Annotated in this window: 14 protein-coding genes and 1 riboswitch; of the genes, 6 read left to right on the top strand and 8 right to left on the bottom strand. The window is 61.0% G+C overall.

The features are described 5' to 3' along the window. Positions 1–5: 5 nt before the first annotated feature. The 8 genes from cobW to OVY29_RS24375 form a co-directional block, all read right to left on the bottom strand. On the bottom strand, positions 6–1043 hold the full coding sequence (cobW, locus tag OVY29_RS24410) for a cobalamin biosynthesis protein CobW (protein ID WP_039330625.1): 1038 nt from the start codon (positions 1041–1043) through the stop codon (positions 6–8). A 180-nt stretch (positions 1044–1223) separates the two neighbouring features. Next, a riboswitch (cobalamin riboswitch) is annotated at positions 1224–1455 on the bottom strand. An 89-nt stretch (positions 1456–1544) separates the two neighbouring features. Further along, complete coding sequence (locus OVY29_RS24405; RefSeq protein ID WP_052241778.1) at positions 1545–2525, bottom strand: DUF6925 family protein; 981 nt, start codon at positions 2523–2525, stop codon at positions 1545–1547. Further along, the gene (locus OVY29_RS24400) at positions 2522–3304 is read right to left on the bottom strand and encodes an ABC transporter ATP-binding protein (RefSeq protein ID WP_052241777.1); all 783 of its coding nucleotides are present in this window, start codon (positions 3302–3304) and stop codon (positions 2522–2524) included. Before OVY29_RS24400 ends, OVY29_RS24405 begins: the two co-directional genes overlap by 4 nt. Continuing rightward, the gene (locus OVY29_RS24395; protein WP_039330624.1) at positions 3301–4287 is read right to left on the bottom strand and encodes a FecCD family ABC transporter permease; all 987 of its coding nucleotides are present in this window, start codon (positions 4285–4287) and stop codon (positions 3301–3303) included. Before OVY29_RS24395 ends, OVY29_RS24400 begins: the two co-directional genes overlap by 4 nt. Then, positions 4284–5075 (bottom strand): ABC transporter substrate-binding protein, encoded by a 792-nt coding sequence (locus OVY29_RS24390; protein ID WP_160328032.1) that lies wholly within the window; start codon positions 5073–5075, stop codon positions 4284–4286. The genes OVY29_RS24395 and OVY29_RS24390 overlap by 4 nt, the downstream gene beginning before the upstream one ends. 113 nt (positions 5076–5188) lie before the next feature. Beyond that, complete coding sequence (locus OVY29_RS24385; protein WP_313912476.1) at positions 5189–6199, bottom strand: TonB-dependent receptor domain-containing protein; 1011 nt, start codon at positions 6197–6199, stop codon at positions 5189–5191. Between the two features lie 37 nt (positions 6200–6236). Next, entirely contained in the window at positions 6237–6767 is a 531-nt protein-coding gene (locus tag OVY29_RS24380; RefSeq protein WP_007686150.1) for a GNAT family N-acetyltransferase, read from the bottom strand. Next, positions 6764–7384 carry a recombinase family protein gene (locus OVY29_RS24375; protein ID WP_008832583.1) on the bottom strand — a complete coding sequence of 207 codons (621 nt, stop codon included), beginning with the start codon at positions 7382–7384 and terminating at the stop codon, positions 6764–6766. The genes OVY29_RS24380 and OVY29_RS24375 overlap by 4 nt, the downstream gene beginning before the upstream one ends. 125 nt (positions 7385–7509) lie before the next feature. Between OVY29_RS24375 and OVY29_RS24370 the strand changes: the two genes are divergently transcribed. From OVY29_RS24370 to OVY29_RS24345, 6 genes are all read left to right on the top strand, one after another. Further along, on the top strand, positions 7510–10401 hold the full coding sequence (locus OVY29_RS24370; protein WP_313911111.1) for a Tn3 family transposase: 2892 nt from the start codon (positions 7510–7512) through the stop codon (positions 10399–10401). A 406-nt stretch (positions 10402–10807) separates the two neighbouring features. Next, positions 10808–11074, top strand: a complete 267-nt coding sequence (locus OVY29_RS24365; RefSeq protein ID WP_081095480.1) for a WGR domain-containing protein — start codon at positions 10808–10810, stop codon at positions 11072–11074. Positions 11075–11187: 113 nt separating this feature from the next. Further along, the gene (locus OVY29_RS24360) at positions 11188–15405 is read left to right on the top strand and encodes a strawberry notch-like NTP hydrolase domain-containing protein (RefSeq protein WP_409581506.1); all 4218 of its coding nucleotides are present in this window, start codon (positions 11188–11190) and stop codon (positions 15403–15405) included. Between the two features lie 98 nt (positions 15406–15503). Further along, a complete protein-coding gene (locus tag OVY29_RS24355; RefSeq protein ID WP_313912462.1) occupies positions 15504–15785 on the top strand; it encodes a type II toxin-antitoxin system RelE/ParE family toxin in 282 nt (93 codons plus the stop codon). After that, positions 15785–16087: a HigA family addiction module antitoxin gene (locus OVY29_RS24350; RefSeq protein ID WP_313912461.1), complete on the top strand. Its 303-nt coding sequence runs from the start codon at positions 15785–15787 to the stop codon at positions 16085–16087. The genes OVY29_RS24355 and OVY29_RS24350 overlap by 1 nt, the downstream gene beginning before the upstream one ends. A gap of 231 nt (positions 16088–16318) precedes the next feature. Then, on the top strand, positions 16319–16951 hold the full coding sequence (locus OVY29_RS24345; protein ID WP_292941634.1) for a tyrosine-type recombinase/integrase: 633 nt from the start codon (positions 16319–16321) through the stop codon (positions 16949–16951). Positions 16952–17024: the final 73 nt, after the last annotated feature.

Genomic DNA, 17024 nt, shown 5'->3' with positions numbered 1-17024 from the left:
CTAGCTTAGCCTGCCAGCACCGCGCGAATGGCAGGCTCGTCGATATCGTCATGCTCGGCGATGGCGACCAGGGTGGTCTGGCGCCGCTCATCGGGGCGCCATGGGCGGTCGTACTGGTGACGAACCCTCGACCCGACGGCCTGCACCAAGAGGCGCAAGGGCTTGCCAGTCACGGCAGCGTAGCCTTTTACCCGCAGGATGCGATGGTCGCGGGCGAGCGTTTCGATACGCGCCACCAAATCGGCGGGATCGGCAATCTCGCCGAGCGCGATGACGGTGCTGTCGAAATCGTCGTGCTCGTGATCATCCTCATTGTCGTGATGCGAGGGCCGGGCAGCGATATCGTCTTCGGCGGCAGCTCCAAGTCCAAGGATCACGCGAGGGTCGACAATCCCTTCGGCTATCTCGATCACAGGCACGGGGCGGGGTGCTTCGGCCGCAATGGCTGCCCTTGCGGCAGCGACTCCGTCAGGTCCGGCCAGATCAACCTTGGTCAGCAAAACGAGATCGGCGCAGGCAAGCTGGTCCTCGAAGACTTCGGACAGCGGGGTTTCGTGGTCGATCCCCGGGTCTGCGGCGCGCTGGGCCTCCAGCGCTGCAAGATCGGGGGCAAACCGTCCGGCAGCAACCGCTTCGGCATCGGCCAGCGCAAGGACGCCATCCACCGTGATGCGACTGCGGATTGCCGGCCAGTCGAAGGCCTTGAGCAAGGGCTTGGGCAGGGCCAGCCCTGATGTCTCGATCAGGATATGGTCAGGGCGCGGATCAAGCGCGAGCAGGCGCTCTACGGTGGGAATGAAATCGTCCGCCACGGTGCAGCAGATGCAGCCGTTGGCCAGTTCGACGATGTTTTCCGCCGGGCAATCGGGAATGGCGCAGGATTGTAGGATGTCCCCATCCACCCCCAGAGTACCGAATTCATTGACGACCACAGCCAATCGGCGTCCGCCAGCGTTGCGGATCAGGTGGCTGATCAGCGTGGTCTTACCGGCACCCAGAAAGCCGGTGATGATCGTGACGGGTACCTTTGACAGGTCCGACATGGCAGTTCCTCCGCGCGCCAGAGCGACACCGGGCAGGGCTTGCCGGACAGGTCCGGTCGGCGCGCGACAACGGGCTGGCGCGACAGACGCCCGAAACCACGCGGCCGTGCAGCCCCAGCCGCACAGCTTCGTCGCTCAGACGGAAGAGTACCGTGCCTTGGCCATCCCCTGGACCCGGGCAAGAGCGACCAGAGCGCCGGCAGGTCTCCTGGCTCGCGGGTCACAGCTTGATGCACGCCTTCCCAGATGCGCGTTCATGCGCGGTCCAGTGGCTTTTCCTGCACGCGCAGGAAAAATGTGCATCGCGCTATCCGCTTACAGTTGCAGGGACAGCCGCGGATTTGGGAGCTACGCTCCCGCACCGCATTCCCGATTAAGCCCCGTTGGGGGCACCGGCGCGATCATCGATGGCACGGGCAAACCCGCATCATCATTGAATATCTCTAGACCCAAACTTCGATCATGCCAATCAAAGTTCGCGCTGAAATTGCAGGCGCAACCTCACTGTTCCGTTTCATCGGTTTCAACGGGAGCGCGGTCGAACCAGACGCGCCAGGGACCCACGTGCTCGTGACCGGCAGCGGCAAGACGGCGCAGGACGATGCGGGCTTTCGTTCGGCCCCGCCGTGTGTCGGGCCAATCAAAGAATTCAGGGTTTGCGCCTTCAGCCACAGCGGTGCGGATATGTGCGTCCACGGCACGATCCTGATCAAGGCCAAAGCGTTCAAGCATAGGTGAAAAGGCGGTGTCCGTATCGGGCACGAAATCGTGCCGTTCACCCAGTGCGTTCCGCCAAGGTGAGCGAGGGTGAATGTTCAGGATCGACTGATAGCCATCCGGAATGGGGACGTTGGCGCCATGTGGCCGACCCTTCCCGATAAGCTTGGCAAGCAGATGGGTGTGCGGGCCTTCCGGCGATTTCCCATCCGGAGGCGGAATCGGTTGGAAGACTTCGATCCGTCCGGCAGGCGAGAGCATGACCCGGTGGGGCTGCGCACGCAGAACCTCGGCCATGACTGTTGGCGAAGACAGCAGGTCCTGACCTTCAAGAGCCTCGAGAGCCCCGATCAGCGCTTCGTCGTCAGTGCGGGCGCACATCCTTATGGTGCCGTTACAAACGCCCATGTCGAACAGGCGGCTCGACTGGTCTTCCCTGCGAATGGCGTCGGTATCGGCGCCCAAAGATACGACAGCCCGATCGACCGAACCAGTCAGAGGCGCGCAGAGCGCCATTGCATGACCCCAGCTTTCGCCATCAGAGGACAGGCTATCCCAGGCAAGGCATTCAAAGCTATCCGAATGCCTGATCCGCAAGGCACCGCGAGCGGTCACGATTTCGATATTGTCGCGGTCGTTTTGAACCGTGGCCGGCTCATCCTCGTCGCGAATGAATTCGCCGATCGCACCGAATGTGCCGATGCTCCAGCCATGGCCAGGGTCGCACGCGAGACGTGCCAGTTCGTCAAAGGAAATCTGGTTCATGATGATACCCCGGACTTGAGAAAGCGGACGGAAATGCCGTCCCCGTCACGAGATAACCGGACCGGAACGTCATAGAGCGAGGTGAGTAGGCTTTCGGTGACGACTTCGTGCGTCGGACCGTGTGCAAGCAATCGCCCATCGCGGATTGCGAGGATCGAGTCCGCGAAGGCCAAGGCCAGATCAAGATCGTGGATCGCCATGACAACCGTGCACCCGGCCGTGGTCCGGGCCTTGAGACGCTGGACGGCATCGATGGCATGGCGTGGATCCAGACCCGCGGTTGGTTCATCAACGATCAGAAGCGCTGGATCGCCGACAATCGCGCGGGCCAGCATTGCCCGCGCCAGTTCGCCACCCGACAATTGCGTGGCTGGCCGATCCCGCAAACCCAGCAGATCGCAGGCGAGCAGTGCATCGTCGATGGCGGGAAGCAGAGCGGACGGTATGGTGCCGAATGCTGGCAGCGCCGGAGTCAGCCCGAGCGCAACCACGCGCTCTACGGTGATCGGCCAATCAACCCCCGCACGTTGCGGCAGATAGGCACGCAACTTGGCAAGTTCCCGGCGGCCAAGGCGGTGGAGGTCCTTGCCATCGAGTTCGACCGAACCTTGCACCGGGCGTTTGAGGCCCGATGTGATGTCCAGCAAGGTGCTCTTGCCGGCGCCATTGGGGCCGATCACAGCAGTCAGATGGCCCGATGGAACACGCGCCGATATCCCGTCAAGGACCAGACGCTGCCCCCGGCGCGCCGAAACACCATGAAAGTGCAGCGCGCTCATGCGGTGCGTCTCCGGACATGAAGGACCAGCCACAGGAAGAACGGTGCCCCGATCAGGCTGATGAACACCCCGAGATTTAGCGGCATGCCCCGGAATACCAATGTGCGCGACGCGATGTCGGCGAGGGTTACCAGAACGGCTCCAACCAGCATGGCCGGGATGAGCACCTTGCCTGGACGATGGGCGACCAGAGGCCGGACAAGGTGAGGCGCAATCAGGCCTACGAAACCGATCGTTCCGGATACGGCGGTTGCGCCTCCGACGCCAAGGGCCGTACCGATCAGCGCCAGCATGCGCGTTCGTGAAACCGCAATCCCCAGGCTTTCAGCCTGCGCTTCACCCAATGCAAGAGCATCCAGAGCTCGGCCCGTCAGCAGAAGCATCGTACCCCCGGCAAGGATAAAGGGTGTGGCAAGGCGGACATGATCCCAGCTTCGATCGGCAAGCGAACCCATCAGCCAGGTCATGATCTCGTAAGCGGCATAAGGATTGGGGGAGAGGTTGAGCGCCAGACTGACGCCTGCACTGGCTATGCTGCTGACTGCTGCCCCGGCCAGGATGAGCGATAGGGTACCGCCTCCCCGCGCAAGGATGAAGGCAATGCCTGTGGTGACGAATGCACCTGTCAGACCAAACAGCGGAGCGGCAAGGGTAAAACTGGCGGCAAAGCCGAAATAGATGGCGATGACCGCACCGAGCGAGGCACCTGCCGAAACGCCCAGCAGGCCGGGGTCAGCCAGCGGGTTTCGCAACAGCCCCTGCATGACGGCACCCGAGAGGCCAAGGATGCCACCGATGGCCATCGAAAGGACAACCCGTGGCAGGCGGATCTGGGTGACGATCTGGCCAGCCAGATCCGCATGATCGAAAGCCAGCGCCTGAAACGCTTCGCGTGGTGTCAACCAGACGGAGCCAGCCAGCACCGAAGCGAAAGCGCTGGCGAGCAGACAACTGACCAGCATGGGAACAAGCCACCGGGTCATAGCGATTTCCCACCGGCAAAGGGAAGGGGAGAGCGGGCATGGAGAGCCGCTGAACGAAGTTCGTTGCGCAACTGCATCGCGGCTTCCGTCACCATCGGCGTTCCGCAAACGTAGTACGCCTGTCGGATCGTCAGCGTACGGTCACCGTCCCAGTAGCGACGGATTAGAGGGTGTCGCTCGACGTTTTCGCGAAGCCCCGGGCGGCGACCTACCCCGGCGCCTTTCACCAGCAGGGACGGAGCAGAAAGGAGCAGGATTTCGATATCCGGTTTGCCGTAGCTGCTCTTCTGCAGTGTGTTGGCAACATTGGTCGCACCGGCTGTCTTGAGCACAGTGTCATAGAGAGACCCCGTGCTTGCATTGAAGCCAGCACCATCCCACGCAGCCACTCGTAGCGGCGGGCCCGGATCGCGCGCAAGGTCGGCCAGTTGGCGGTCCATTTTTGCGATCAATTCCTCGCCGCGAGCGGGCTCTCCTACTGCCTTGGCGACCTGTCGGGTTATCTTGCGGATATCTTCGTAGGTTTCCGCATGATCGACCTCGATCATTGGAAACCCTAATCGCTTAAGCAGTCCGCGTGTTGCCGGCGTCGTAAATGCCCCGGCAATAACCAGGTCCGGCTTCTGGCGCAGGACCTCCTCCGACATTCCATGGTTGATGTCGACACGCGCAGCCTCGCGGAACATGAGGGAGCCGTCGGGATCGCGCGACAGCCAAGTGACCGACGCGATCCGCTCAGGTGGCAGCAATGCCAGGACAAGCTGATCCGTGCACTGGTTCATCGACATGACATGGACTGGCTTTGCTGCCGCCTGGCTGCGACTACCAGACGGCTCCGTGCAACCGGCCAGAGCCGGAAGCACGGAGATCATCCAAAGGAGGCAGAGCGCCTTGCGGAACATCAGAAGCGGACGCGAACGCCACCATAGCCTGCGCGGCCCGGAGTGGCGAAACTGAACACCTCTTCGTATTGCTCGTTGATGAGGTTTTCTACGCGCGCAAACAACGAAATGTTGGGGCGCAACTTGTATTCGGCATTCAGGTTAACCAGTACATATTCCCTCAGGGACACGCGCACCGGAATGAAGCTTGGATTTGTAAACGCGACATCGGTCTGACGCCCGTTGTAGCGCACTGTCAACGTACCCGAAAAGCGCTCATCCTTGCTGAACACTGTCGCGTTGAAACTGCCGATATGCTTGGGGCGACGCACCTCGACTGTGCCGTTTTCTCGCGCATGAAGCCATGTGTAGGCGGCGTCCAGCCTGATCTGGGGAATTGGACGGGCGGCAAGGGCCACCTCAATGCCATGCTGTTTCGACAAAGTTGCACGGTTTGATGGCGTCGCTATGAAGGTCGGAGCGGGGAAGGTCGTGAAAATTTCGTCCTTCAGGCGGCTATCGAAATAGGTCGCGCTTATGGTGGCCTTGCCATCGCTGAAGCTTTGCTCGATGCCGGCTTCCCACCCTTCCGACTTCTCGGGCCTCAGGTTAGGGTTGCCAATATAGCGGCCATCGGAAAATCCATAGAGCTCGAAATAGCCCGGATTCTTGACCCCCGTTCCATAGGCACCGCGAACACGGGTACCAGTCGGGAGCGAATAACTGCCTTGAACCCGCCAAGTTGTGGGGTCATCAAAGCGATCATTTTCGTCATGGCGGATCGATGCACCAAAAGAGAATGCGTCGTTGATCAGCAGTTCATACTGCCCGACAATCCCGACATTGTCGGTCGATCTTTTTCCCTGAAACGCGAAGGATGACGGTGTGGTGTTCTGGAATTCTTCGCGCTCGACGTCGATTGCGGCGGTCAGGCGATGCCGGATGGCGTCGGTGCCCAGCCGCAGGCTCGATTCGAACGAGCCTTTGTAGCGGTTACCCTTGTTGGGGGCGTTTGCGGGAGGGGGCGGAATCCTACGCCAAGCTCGCCCAGATAGCCGGCGCGAGATCTTACTTGTTGCTGCCTTCTACGGTCGCGCCAGAAAGGCGACGGCTCAGTTCTATCCGGCGATGGCTACGCATTTTGAAGGTGTCTGGCCCAACGCGCCGATACTCAATGAAGCCGAGAGAACGCCAAAATCGCTCTGCCGCTTCATTCGCTTCCAGCACGGCCAACCGAATCTCTGTGGCACCTCTCGCAGCGGCCCAGCTTTCGACCGTCGAGTAAATTGAGCGTCCGACGCCACGACCACGCTGTGCGGCATCTACGATCATGAAGCCGAGATACCATGTGCCATCACGCGGATAATCGCGGAGGATGGCCGCGATTGCATATAGGCCGCCAGGCCCCTTCCATCCCAGGACAGCTTGATTGTGGGCGCTCTTTTCGGGCGGCACATCGGAGAAAAGCTCGCGAGCATCGTCCAGCGTGGGCGCGGCCCCGTCCTGCAACAGGAAATAGTCGCTGCAACGGTTGTACAGGTCTGCAACGTCTGCGGCGTCCGCTTGGGTAAGTTTGATCGGGGCTCCCGTCATCATCATCGCGTTTTGGCAGCAAGCACGCGCTGACCGTAATCCCGGAGTTCCCCGTTGGGACCGACATAGCGGTAGAGAGTGACGCGCTCGATCCCGAGTTCCTTGCAGAGGTCGGAAACGGACGTGTCGCGTTGGGCCATAGCAGCCTGAGCGAGCCGCACCTGGGCCTTGGAGAGGGCGAACTTGCGGCCACCCTTGCGTCCCCGCGCGCGGGCAGCGGCCAGGCCAGCCATGGTGCGCTCGCGGATCATATCCCGCTCAAACTCCGCCAGTGTGGCAAAAATGCCGAACACCATCCGGCCCGATGGCGTCGTGGTGTCGATCTGCGCGCCCTTGCCGGTGAGCACCCGCAGACCGATACCGCGATCCGACAGATTCTGCACCGTGCTGACCAGGTGGGTGAGCGTTCGGCCGAGCCGGTCGAGCTTCCAAACGATGAGGACATCGCCGTCGCGCAACGATTTCAGGCAGGCGGCAAGACCGGGGCGATCATCACGGCTACCGGATGCACGATCATCATAGATATTGCCTGGCTCGACACCGGCAGCGCGAAGGGCATCGTGCTGCAGGTCGAGCGACTGCGAGCCGTCGGCTTTGGACACGCGGGCGTAGCCGATCAGCATGGATCACAAACGAAGGTTTGAGGCGGTGACGAACATGAGCACATAAGATTGGGCTATTGTGTATCTTAACCAGCATCTCAATCAAGCTATCTCAAACCGTAGCTCGGAAAGAATAAGGAGCATGTATGCCGCGTCGCGTGACCCTGACCGATCGACAGCGCGAGGCGCTGCTTCACTTGCCGGTCGATCAAGGTGAGCTGCTGCGGCACTATACCCTCAGCGATGAGGATCTCGGGCATATCCGCCAGCGCCGGCGCGCCCACAATCGTTTTGGCTTCGCGCTGCAACTGTGCGTCCTGCGCTACCCGGGCCGGGTGCTCGCTCCTGGCGAGTTGATCCCGGCGCAGGTATCGGATTTCATCGCGGCCCAGCTCGGCCTGACCAGCGACGATCTACTCCTCTATGCCGCGCGCGAGGAGACCCGGCACGAGCATCTGGCGGACCTTCGCCGAATCTACGGCTATCGCTCCTTTTCGGGGCGGGGCGCACGGGATTTGCGCGAATGGATCGCTCGGGAAGCCGAGGCGGCGACATCGAATGAGGATCTTGCCCGTCGCTTCGTTGCGGAGTGTCGCCGCACCCGCACGATCCTTCCCGGCTCCTCGACGATCGAGCGCCTTTGCGCCGATGCGCTGGTTGAGGCCGAGCGCCGGATCGAGGATCTTATCGCCCATCGCATCACGCCAACCCTGAGCGAGAATTTGGCTCACCTGTTGGAGGATACGGTGGATGGTCGCGTCACGCGCTTCGTATGGCTGCGACAGTTCGAGGTTGGCGCAAATTCAGCAGCCGCTAACCGGCTGATGGATCGACTGGAATATCTTCAAAGGTTCGATCTTCCGGCGGATTTGCTGGACGGCGTGCCGGCGCATCGTGTGACCCGGCTTCGCCGGCAGGGCGAGCGCTATTACGCCGACGGCATGCGTGATCTGCCCGAAGACAGGCGGCTTGCGATCCTCGCTGTCTGCACCCTGGAATGGCGGTCATCGCTGGCCGATGTCATCGTGGAGACCCACGATCGCATCGTAGGCCGTCTCTATCGGGCCTCCGAACGCCTTTGCAACACCAGGATCGCCGACGCAAAGGCGGCCGTTCGGGACACGCTGAAGTCCTTTGCCGAAATCGGTGGTGCTTTGCTTGGAGCGCAGGACGATGGCACGGCCCTGGACGGGATAATCGCCACCGGGCCTGGCTGGGAACGGTTCAGAACCCTTGTCGCCACGGCCTCCGCGCTGACCAACGTGCTCGCGGCCGACCCGCTCAGCCGTGTGCTGGACGGCTATCACCGTTTCCGCCTCTACGCGCCCAGGATGCTGCGCCTGCTCGACATGCAGGCGGCGCCGATCGCCACGCCTCTTCTGGCGGCCGTTGCGATGCTGCGTAACGGGATCAAGGTCGATCCGCCGGTGGATTTTCTACGTCCCAACTCGAAATGGCATCGTCATCTTCGCGCTGAGCCCAGCGGCGACCACCGGCTTTGGGAAATCGCGGTGCTGTTCCACATCCGCGACGCCTTCCGGTCCGGTGACATATGGTTGGCGGGATCGCGCCGCTATGGCGACCTCAAGCAGCTTCTGGTCCCGCCACAGGCGATAGAGCAGACCGCGCGGCTCGCCGTGCCGCTGCGACCCGGCGAATGGCTGGCCGAGCGCAGGGCTCGACTGGATACACGGCTGAAGGAGTTTGGCCGCGCGGCGCGAACCGGCACGATCCCAGGCGGCATCATCGAGAACGGCAAGCTGCACATCGACAAGCTGAGGGCCGACACGCCCGAAGGGGCCGAGGATCTCGTGCTCGATCTCTATCAACAGCTCCCGCCCGCGAGGATCACCGATCTGTTGCTGGAAGTCGATGAGCGAACCGGATTTTCCGAGGCGTTCACGCATCTGCGCACCGGCGCGCCCTGCAGCGACCGGATCGGCCTGATGAACGTGTTGCTGGCGGAAGGCGTCAATCTCGGTTTGCGCAAGATGGCGGCGGCGACCAACACGCACAGCTTCTGGGAATTGCTGCGGATCGCGCGCTGGCATGTCGAAGGCAGCGCCTATGATCGGGCGCTCGCCATGATCGTGGAGGCCCACGCCGCCCTGCCCATGGCCGCCTTCTGGGGACAAGGGCAATCGGCATCCAGCGACGGGCAGTTCTTCCTTGCTACCGAGCAGGGCGAGGCGATGAATCTGATCAACGCGAAATATGGCAACGTCCCGGGCCTCAAGGGATACAGCCATGTGTCCGATCAATATGCGCCGTTCGCAACCCAGGTGATCCCGGCAACGGTCAGCGAGGCTCCCTATATCCTGGACGGGCTGCTCATGAATGACGCGGGCCGCCGCGTTCGCCAGCATTTTGCCGACACGGGCGGCTTCACCGATCATGTGTTCGCCGCCTGCGCCTTGCTCGGCTACAGGTTCGCCCCCCGTATCCGCGATCTCCCTCAGAAAAGACTCTATGCCTTCACGCCCAACGCGACGCCGGCCAATGTGCGAGCGCTGGTCGGAGGTAAGATCAATGAACCGCTCATCGAGCGCAACTGGCCCGACATCCTGCGCATCATGGCGACGATCGCAGCGGGGATCGTCGCCCCCAGCCAGATTCTTCGCAAGCTCGCCTCTTACCCGCGCCAGAATGAGCTGGCCCTCGCATTGCGAGAGGTGGGCCGCATCGAGCGAACCCTGTTCATGATCGACTGGATTCTTGATGCCGGCCTCCAGCGCCAGGCTCAGATCGGCCTCAACAAGGGTGAGGCCCACCACGCCCTAAAGCGCGCCATCAGCTTCCACCGCCGAGGTGAAATCCGGGATCGATCCGGCGAAGGCCAGCACTATCGCATCGCCGGAATGAACCTGCTCGCCGCCATCATCATATTCTGGAACACCATGAAGCTCGGCGAGGTCGTCAATACCCGGGCCGCCAGCGGTACCCATATCGAGCCTGATCTACTCGCCCACGTCTCGCCGTTGGGATGGGAACACATCAATCTAACCGGGGAATATCGCTGGCCCAAATCCTTAGCGTAGGATTCCGCCCCCTCCCGCAAACGCCCCCAAAAGCGAACTTTCGGGAACACGCCTTCGAACTTTCAGGAACACAATGCCGACACATCGGGAACCGCGCAGTGGAAAATCATCAGAGAATACAGCGAGTCGCAGCATCACATCGGCCTCTTAACTAGTCTAACTTAACTGTAACCCATCTAACCCGTTGGAAGTTATAGTTTTTCCAGAATATATTGATGACGAAATGCAAGAGCGAACCTTACGTGGGCCCACATTCCTTTTCGGACGACGCATTGCCCTAGCGGGGAACAGTCTTCGATCGGCACCCCAGCTTTCATAAGCAAAATCGAGTCCCTGAATCACAGAGGCTTCTGTGATTCAGAATTCCAATTGGACCGACCGCAAATGATCTTGGCACTATTTCCGAATGGAAACTCCAGAGAACCAGTCATGGCATTGGCAAGCAATAGACCCGTCCCGCAACGTCGCGCGCGACTATCATCTCTGGATTGAGACGGATCTGTTTGGCTGGACAACCGTTGAGCGGCGCTGGGGACGAATCGGTACGAAAGGGCAGGGGGTGACCACCAGCTTTCCAGATAGAAGACAGGCAGACACAATCGCACAGCAGATCCGGATCCGGCGCGAAAGCGCATTTAAGCGGATTGGTGTTCGCTACCAGGCAGTCGAGTGACTTCCCTCAACAATTAGGTGGCTCTTCAGAGCTGAACACTTCTCCAAAAACTCCCCAGTTTCGCCAAAGGGAGAGGGGGAAGGCCTGATGCGGTTCAGCATCAGGAGCAGACCGTGACCGACCTTTTTGAACAATCCAGCCAGAAGCTGGACGCAGCAATCACCGAAATCCAGCACGCCATCGCAGCCGGACTGGCGAACAAGCAACGCCTGTTTGAGACGATGCGCCAGCTCTACGGGGAGGGCTCCGCAAACGGCACCTGGAGCCAGAGGGACGCCTTTGACCTGCTCGAGGCGGCATTGACGCGCCACATGGCCGGAATGCTGAACAAGCCTCAGATGCTGCACCAGATTTCGGAGATCAGTGCGCTTATCGAGGCACTGCCGACACATACGGTCAGAAGTGAAGACCAGATCAGGTTCCAGCAATTCTCGACGCCCGCAGACCTCGCAGCGCTTTGCGTGATTTTGGCGCAGCCGCTTGCAACCGATATCGTTCTTGAGCCGAGCGCCGGACATGGCGCTCTGGTGGCAACTTTGCCCGATGTCAGCGCATTACATCTCAACGAAATCGATCCGCGCAGGCGTGAGAAGCTGGTTCTGCTGTTCCCCCAGGCCGCCACAACAGGGATCGATGGGGCCATGCTGGCCTCCCATCTCAACGCGGCTGTGCAGCCAAGCCTAATCCTGATGAACCCGCCGTTCTCCCGATCAATGGGGCGAGGAGCAGACGAGTTCGCAGCGGTGCGTCACCTGCGCGCTGCCATAACGCGCCTCAAGCAGGGGGGCAGGATCGTCGCGATCATGCCGGACTGGTTCACGACCAGCGCAAAGCTTGCGAAAATCTACGAAGACACCTTTGCCTCTTGCACAGTCCGCACATCCATCCGGCTCGACAAATGCTATCACAAGCAGGGCACCAGCGTGGCCGTGCGCTTGTACGTGATCGACAAGATCCCGGGGCAGATCAGACCTGCAGTTTTGGCGCGGCAGACAGTTGCAGACGTTGCGTCTGCGGTTCCAATCATCAAACGCGTGACAGCCCAGCCCGACTGCGAACCGCGCGCGGTGCCGCCGAAAGCAAAGCCGGGTGCGCTCTTCAAAGCCATGCGCGCAACGCCGATCACAAAGCCCGTCAAAGCGAGGGTAGCCCAAGCCCCAACGATTGCAGCGCTGGCGTTCAGTACCTTAGACAAGCCGCGCGTGCTCGGTGAGCAAAGCGGGGTCTACATCCCGTACCGGCCAAGCCGGGTCGATATTGCTGGTGCACGCGAACATCCGACACCGCTCGTCGAAAGCGTGGCCATGGGTTCGATCCCGGCACCAATCCCGGATTATGTCCCGGCGCTGCAGGATCGGGTCTTGCAAGAAAGCCTGCTATCCGAGGCCCAGATCGAAACTGTCATCTATGCCGGGAACGCGTGGCAGCAGTATCTGCCTGGCCTGTTCGTTCCCGCTGAAGAAAGCGTTGGCCTGCAACTCGACGAGCATGGGCGCGCCTACCGCAAAGGCTATTTCCTTGGCGATGGCACGGGGGCAGGGAAGGGCAGGCAGATCGCCGCCTGCATCCTTGATGGCTGGCTTGCGGGACGCCGTAAGGCCATCTGGATCTCGAAGAACGAAAGCCTGCTCGAAGACGCGCGCCGCGACTGGAGCGCTATCGGCGGCCTTGCGGCCGACATTCAGCCGCTTTCCAATTGGAAGATCGATCAGGCGGTTCCGTTTCGCGAAGGGATCCTGTTCATCACCTACCCGACCCTTCGTAGCCAGCGACAGGACGCCACCCGCCTGAAGCAGCTGCTCGATTGGGCGGGCGAGGATTTCGACGGTGTCATCGCCTTCGATGAGAGCCACGAGATGGGCGGTGTTGCAGGGGGCGAGGGCGCCCGCGGCACGAAAAGCGGATCGCTGCAGGGCATCGCCGGCGTGCTGCTGCAAAACAATCTGCCCGATGCCCGGGTTCTCTACGCCTCGGCGACCGGAGCCTCGGAGGTCAACAACCTTGCCTATGCCGTGCGGCTTGGTCTGTGGGGACCTGGCACCGCGTTTGCCAACAGGGAAGATTTCATCAGCCAGATCAGGGCAGGGGGCATCGCTGCGATGGAACTCGTGTCGCGGGACCTCAAGGCACTGGGCCTCTATCAGGCGCGCGCACTCAGCTTCGCAGGCGTCGAATACGAGATCCTGAAACATGATCTGACAGCCGAACAGATCGCCGTTTACGACACTTATGCCTACGCCTGGGCGATCATCCATCAGAACCTTGAGGAGGCACTGGAGTTGACCGGCGTCGTCGACGAAATCGACGGTGCAACGCTCAACAGTGGTGCGAAAGCCGCAGCGCGAAGCCGGTTTGAAAGCACCAAGCAGCGGTTCTTCAACCAGCTGCTGCTGTCGATGAAGCTGCCCACGCTGATCGCTGCCATCAATCTCCATCTGGACCGCGATGAGGTGGTCGTCGTCCAACTGGTTTCGACCGCCGAAAGCATCCTTGATCGCCGTCTTGATAGCCTCTCGCCAGAAGAGCGCGCGGAGCTCGACCTCGACCTCAGCCCGCTCGACGCCGTGATCGAGTACCTCGAGCGCGCCTTCCCCACACAACAGATGCAGGTGTTCGTCGATGATACAGGCACCCAGCGCTCGGCACCGATGTTCGACGAGGAAGGCCGTCCAGTCCACAACCAGACTGCGATCGCCCGCCGCAGCGAGATGATCGAGCATCTGTGCGCCATGCCGCCGATCAAGCCAGCGCTGGACGGGCTCATCGAGCACTACGGACCGGAGAGGGTCGCCGAGGTGACCGGGCGCAGCAAGCGGCTCATAACCCAAAGCGACGGCCAGCAACGGCTCGAGACCCGCTCGCCGCGGACGAACCAGTCCGAGACCGACCAGTTCATGGATGGCAGGAAGCCGATCCTTGTCTTCAGCGACGCGGGCGGCACAGGGCGGTCCTATCACGCCAGCCTTGACGCAGCTTGCCAGAAGCGGCGCATCCACTTCCTGCTTGAGCCGGGGTGGCGCGCCGACCGCGCCATCCAGGGGCTGGGCCGGACGCACCGGACCCATCAAGCCAACACACCGCTGTTCCGGCCTGTAACCACGAACTGTAAGGGGGAACTGCGGTTCACCAGCACCATTGCGCGCAGGCTCGACAGTCTGGGGGCGCTGACGCGGGGTCAACGGCAGACGGGCGGCCAGAACCTCTTTGACCCTGCCGACAATCTCGAAAGCGAATATGCCAAGGCGGCTCTCTCGACCTGGTTTGCCTTGCTGGCGGACGGCAAGCTCAAGAGCGCAACGCTAATCGATTTCCAGCGCCGTAGCGGGCTCAAGATTGTCTCGGAAGACGGCATTCTCGAAGAGGACCTTCCGCCGATCCAGCGCTGGCTCAACCGCATCCTCGCGCTGCCGATCGGAATGCAGAATGCGATCTTCGAGGAATTTCTGGGGTTGGTCGAAGCGCGGGTGTCGGCTGCGCGCGAGGCCGGATCGCTCGATGTTGGCGTCGAAACCCTTCGGGTTGAACAGGCCGAGGTTGTCGAAGACATCGTCCTGCGGACCGACGGGCGAACCGGCGCCACGTCACACTTGCTGCAGCTGGCTCTCAAGACGAGAGCACGGCCGATCTCGCTTGAGCGTGTCCTTGAGCGCCGCGACTACGCTGACGGCTGCATTCTGCTCCACAATACCAAGAGCGGGAAAGCAGCCCTGGCCGAACCTTCGCGGCACTTCATGACCGAACAGGGCGAACTCATCAGGCGGTTTATCCTCCACCGTCCGCTCCGGCGCGAATACCACCACTTCGATGACCTTGCGGAATCGGCCTGGGAAGAAGCTCCGCGCCGGACTTTCGAGAAGCTGTGGCAAAGCGAGGTTGCGGAGCTTGCCGAACGGCTAACGACAGAGACCGTGTACCTTGCGACCGGACTTCTCCTGCCGATCTGGTCGAGCCTGCCTATCGACTATCTGGAGGTCCGGCGCATCGTCGACGAAGAGGGCAGAAGCTGGCTCGGCCGCATGGTCCACGAGCTCGATGTGGCGAAGCTGCTCGAGAAGTTCGATATTGCCTCCACCGTTGAACTCAGCCCGGATACGATCATCAGGGCGCTCAGCGAAAGCCGGACAATCCCAATCAAGAAGCCGTTCGAGGCGACCATCAAATGCTCGCGCGTGGCAGGCGAGCAGCGCTATGAAATCGTGGGCGCACCTGTCGATCAGCTGCCCTGGCTGAAGAGCATCGGATGCTTCACGGAAATCATCTCGTTTCGTACCCGGGTGTTTATTCCAACAGCGACCGCTTCATCGGTGATCAGCGATCTGCTTCACGTGTGAGTTGCGTGTTTTGCAAGCTGCCGCCCCAATGACCGAGGTGTAGCCTCAGGGGTTACACCCCTATTGACTCTTTGTGTAACTTATGGGATTACACCTCCATGGAAATCGGAAGCATCCACCATAAGGCGCTTCGCAGATTTGCTGAGACCGGAAAGCCGGCAGGACTGATGGAGACTGACCGGCTCCGTCGCATGCTGGCGTTTATTGCCTCGGCAGAGAGCCTGGATGAGCTGGCGGTGCCGCCGAATTTCGGGTTTCATCCCCTCACTGGCGACAGGGAGGGATACTTTGCCATGACGGTAACCCGAAACTGGCGGCTGACATTCACAATGATCGACGAACTCACCGTCGCTGATCTCGACCTGGAGGACTATCACTGATGGCTATCAAGCTCCATGACAGCTTCGCGATCCACCCGGGCCCTTGGTTGCTCGAAGAGATCGTGAAGCCTTACAACATGAATGTGTCGAGCACCGCAGATCATCTCAAGGTTACTCGGCCTGCACTGAGCCGCTTGCTGAATGGCAGGGCTGCGCTGACCCCGGAGATGGCGATCCGATTCGAGAAGGCATTTGGTGTTTCTGCCGCCACCATGCTGCGGATGCAGTCCGCCTATGATCTTGCGCAAGCCAAAGGCGGATCGGAGAGGATTTCTATCGAGCGCGTGCGCGAGCCTGCATAGCAGGACTCAATTGGGTCGCCGATGATCGCAGTCACGTTGGAACTTCCTCCATCGGATGTCCCGCCTGACTGACAATGCGCTTACTGGCCAAGAGGTTATGGTTTCGGACCGACATAGGCCAATTCTGTCCCGCTAGATCGCAGGGTCCCAATCCTTCGGCCCGATCAAAGGCAAAGTCACATTTGTTTCCCGTTCTTTCTACCTGACCAATCAAGGCCATGGAGAAAGATGATGAACTATTCTCACTTCGACCCCGCCATGCAGAACCGCGTTGTGTGGAATGCCGGCAGAACCGTCGGCACAAAGCGGCCACTGACCCAGAAACAGATTTTGGCGATCCGGTTCTTCCTTGATCGCGAGGAGCGGCTCCGCGACCGTGCGCTGTTCGACCTGGCGATCGACAGCAAACTGCGGGGTTGCGATCTGGTGAAGCTCAAAAGCGGCGACCTCGTGGCCGGATCAGAGGTCCGCGACCGCGCCATGATTATTCAGCGGAAGACCGGGCGACCCGTGCAATTTGAAATCACCGCGGACGCCCGCTCGAGCCTGGCGACATGGCTGCTGCGGCGGGGAGGAAGCCTCGATGATTTCGTGTTCCCAAGCAGGATCCATTCCGGCCAACCAATGAGCACGCGGCAATACGCTCGGCTTGTCGATGAATGGGTAACCGCTGTCGGGTTGCGGCGGGAAGACTACGGCACCCATTCCATGCGGCGCACCAAGGCGGCCATGATCTACCGGACAACGGGAAATCTACGTGCGGTCCAGATTCTTCTGGGGCATTCCAAGATCGAGAACACTGTCCGCTATCTCGGTGTCGACGTGGAGGATGCACTGGTCCTCGCTGAGCGTATCGAAATCTGACCATCATGGCGGCCGTCGGGCAAGCTCCGATGGCCGCTTGTGGTGAAAAGCTGAGATCGCCGAACCGGCAACA

The sequence above is a fragment of the Sphingopyxis sp. SE2 genome, assembly GCF_032227185.1.
Classification (GTDB): Bacteria; Pseudomonadota; Alphaproteobacteria; order Sphingomonadales; family Sphingomonadaceae; genus Sphingopyxis.
This window is presented reverse-complemented; position numbering and strand designations above follow the sequence as displayed.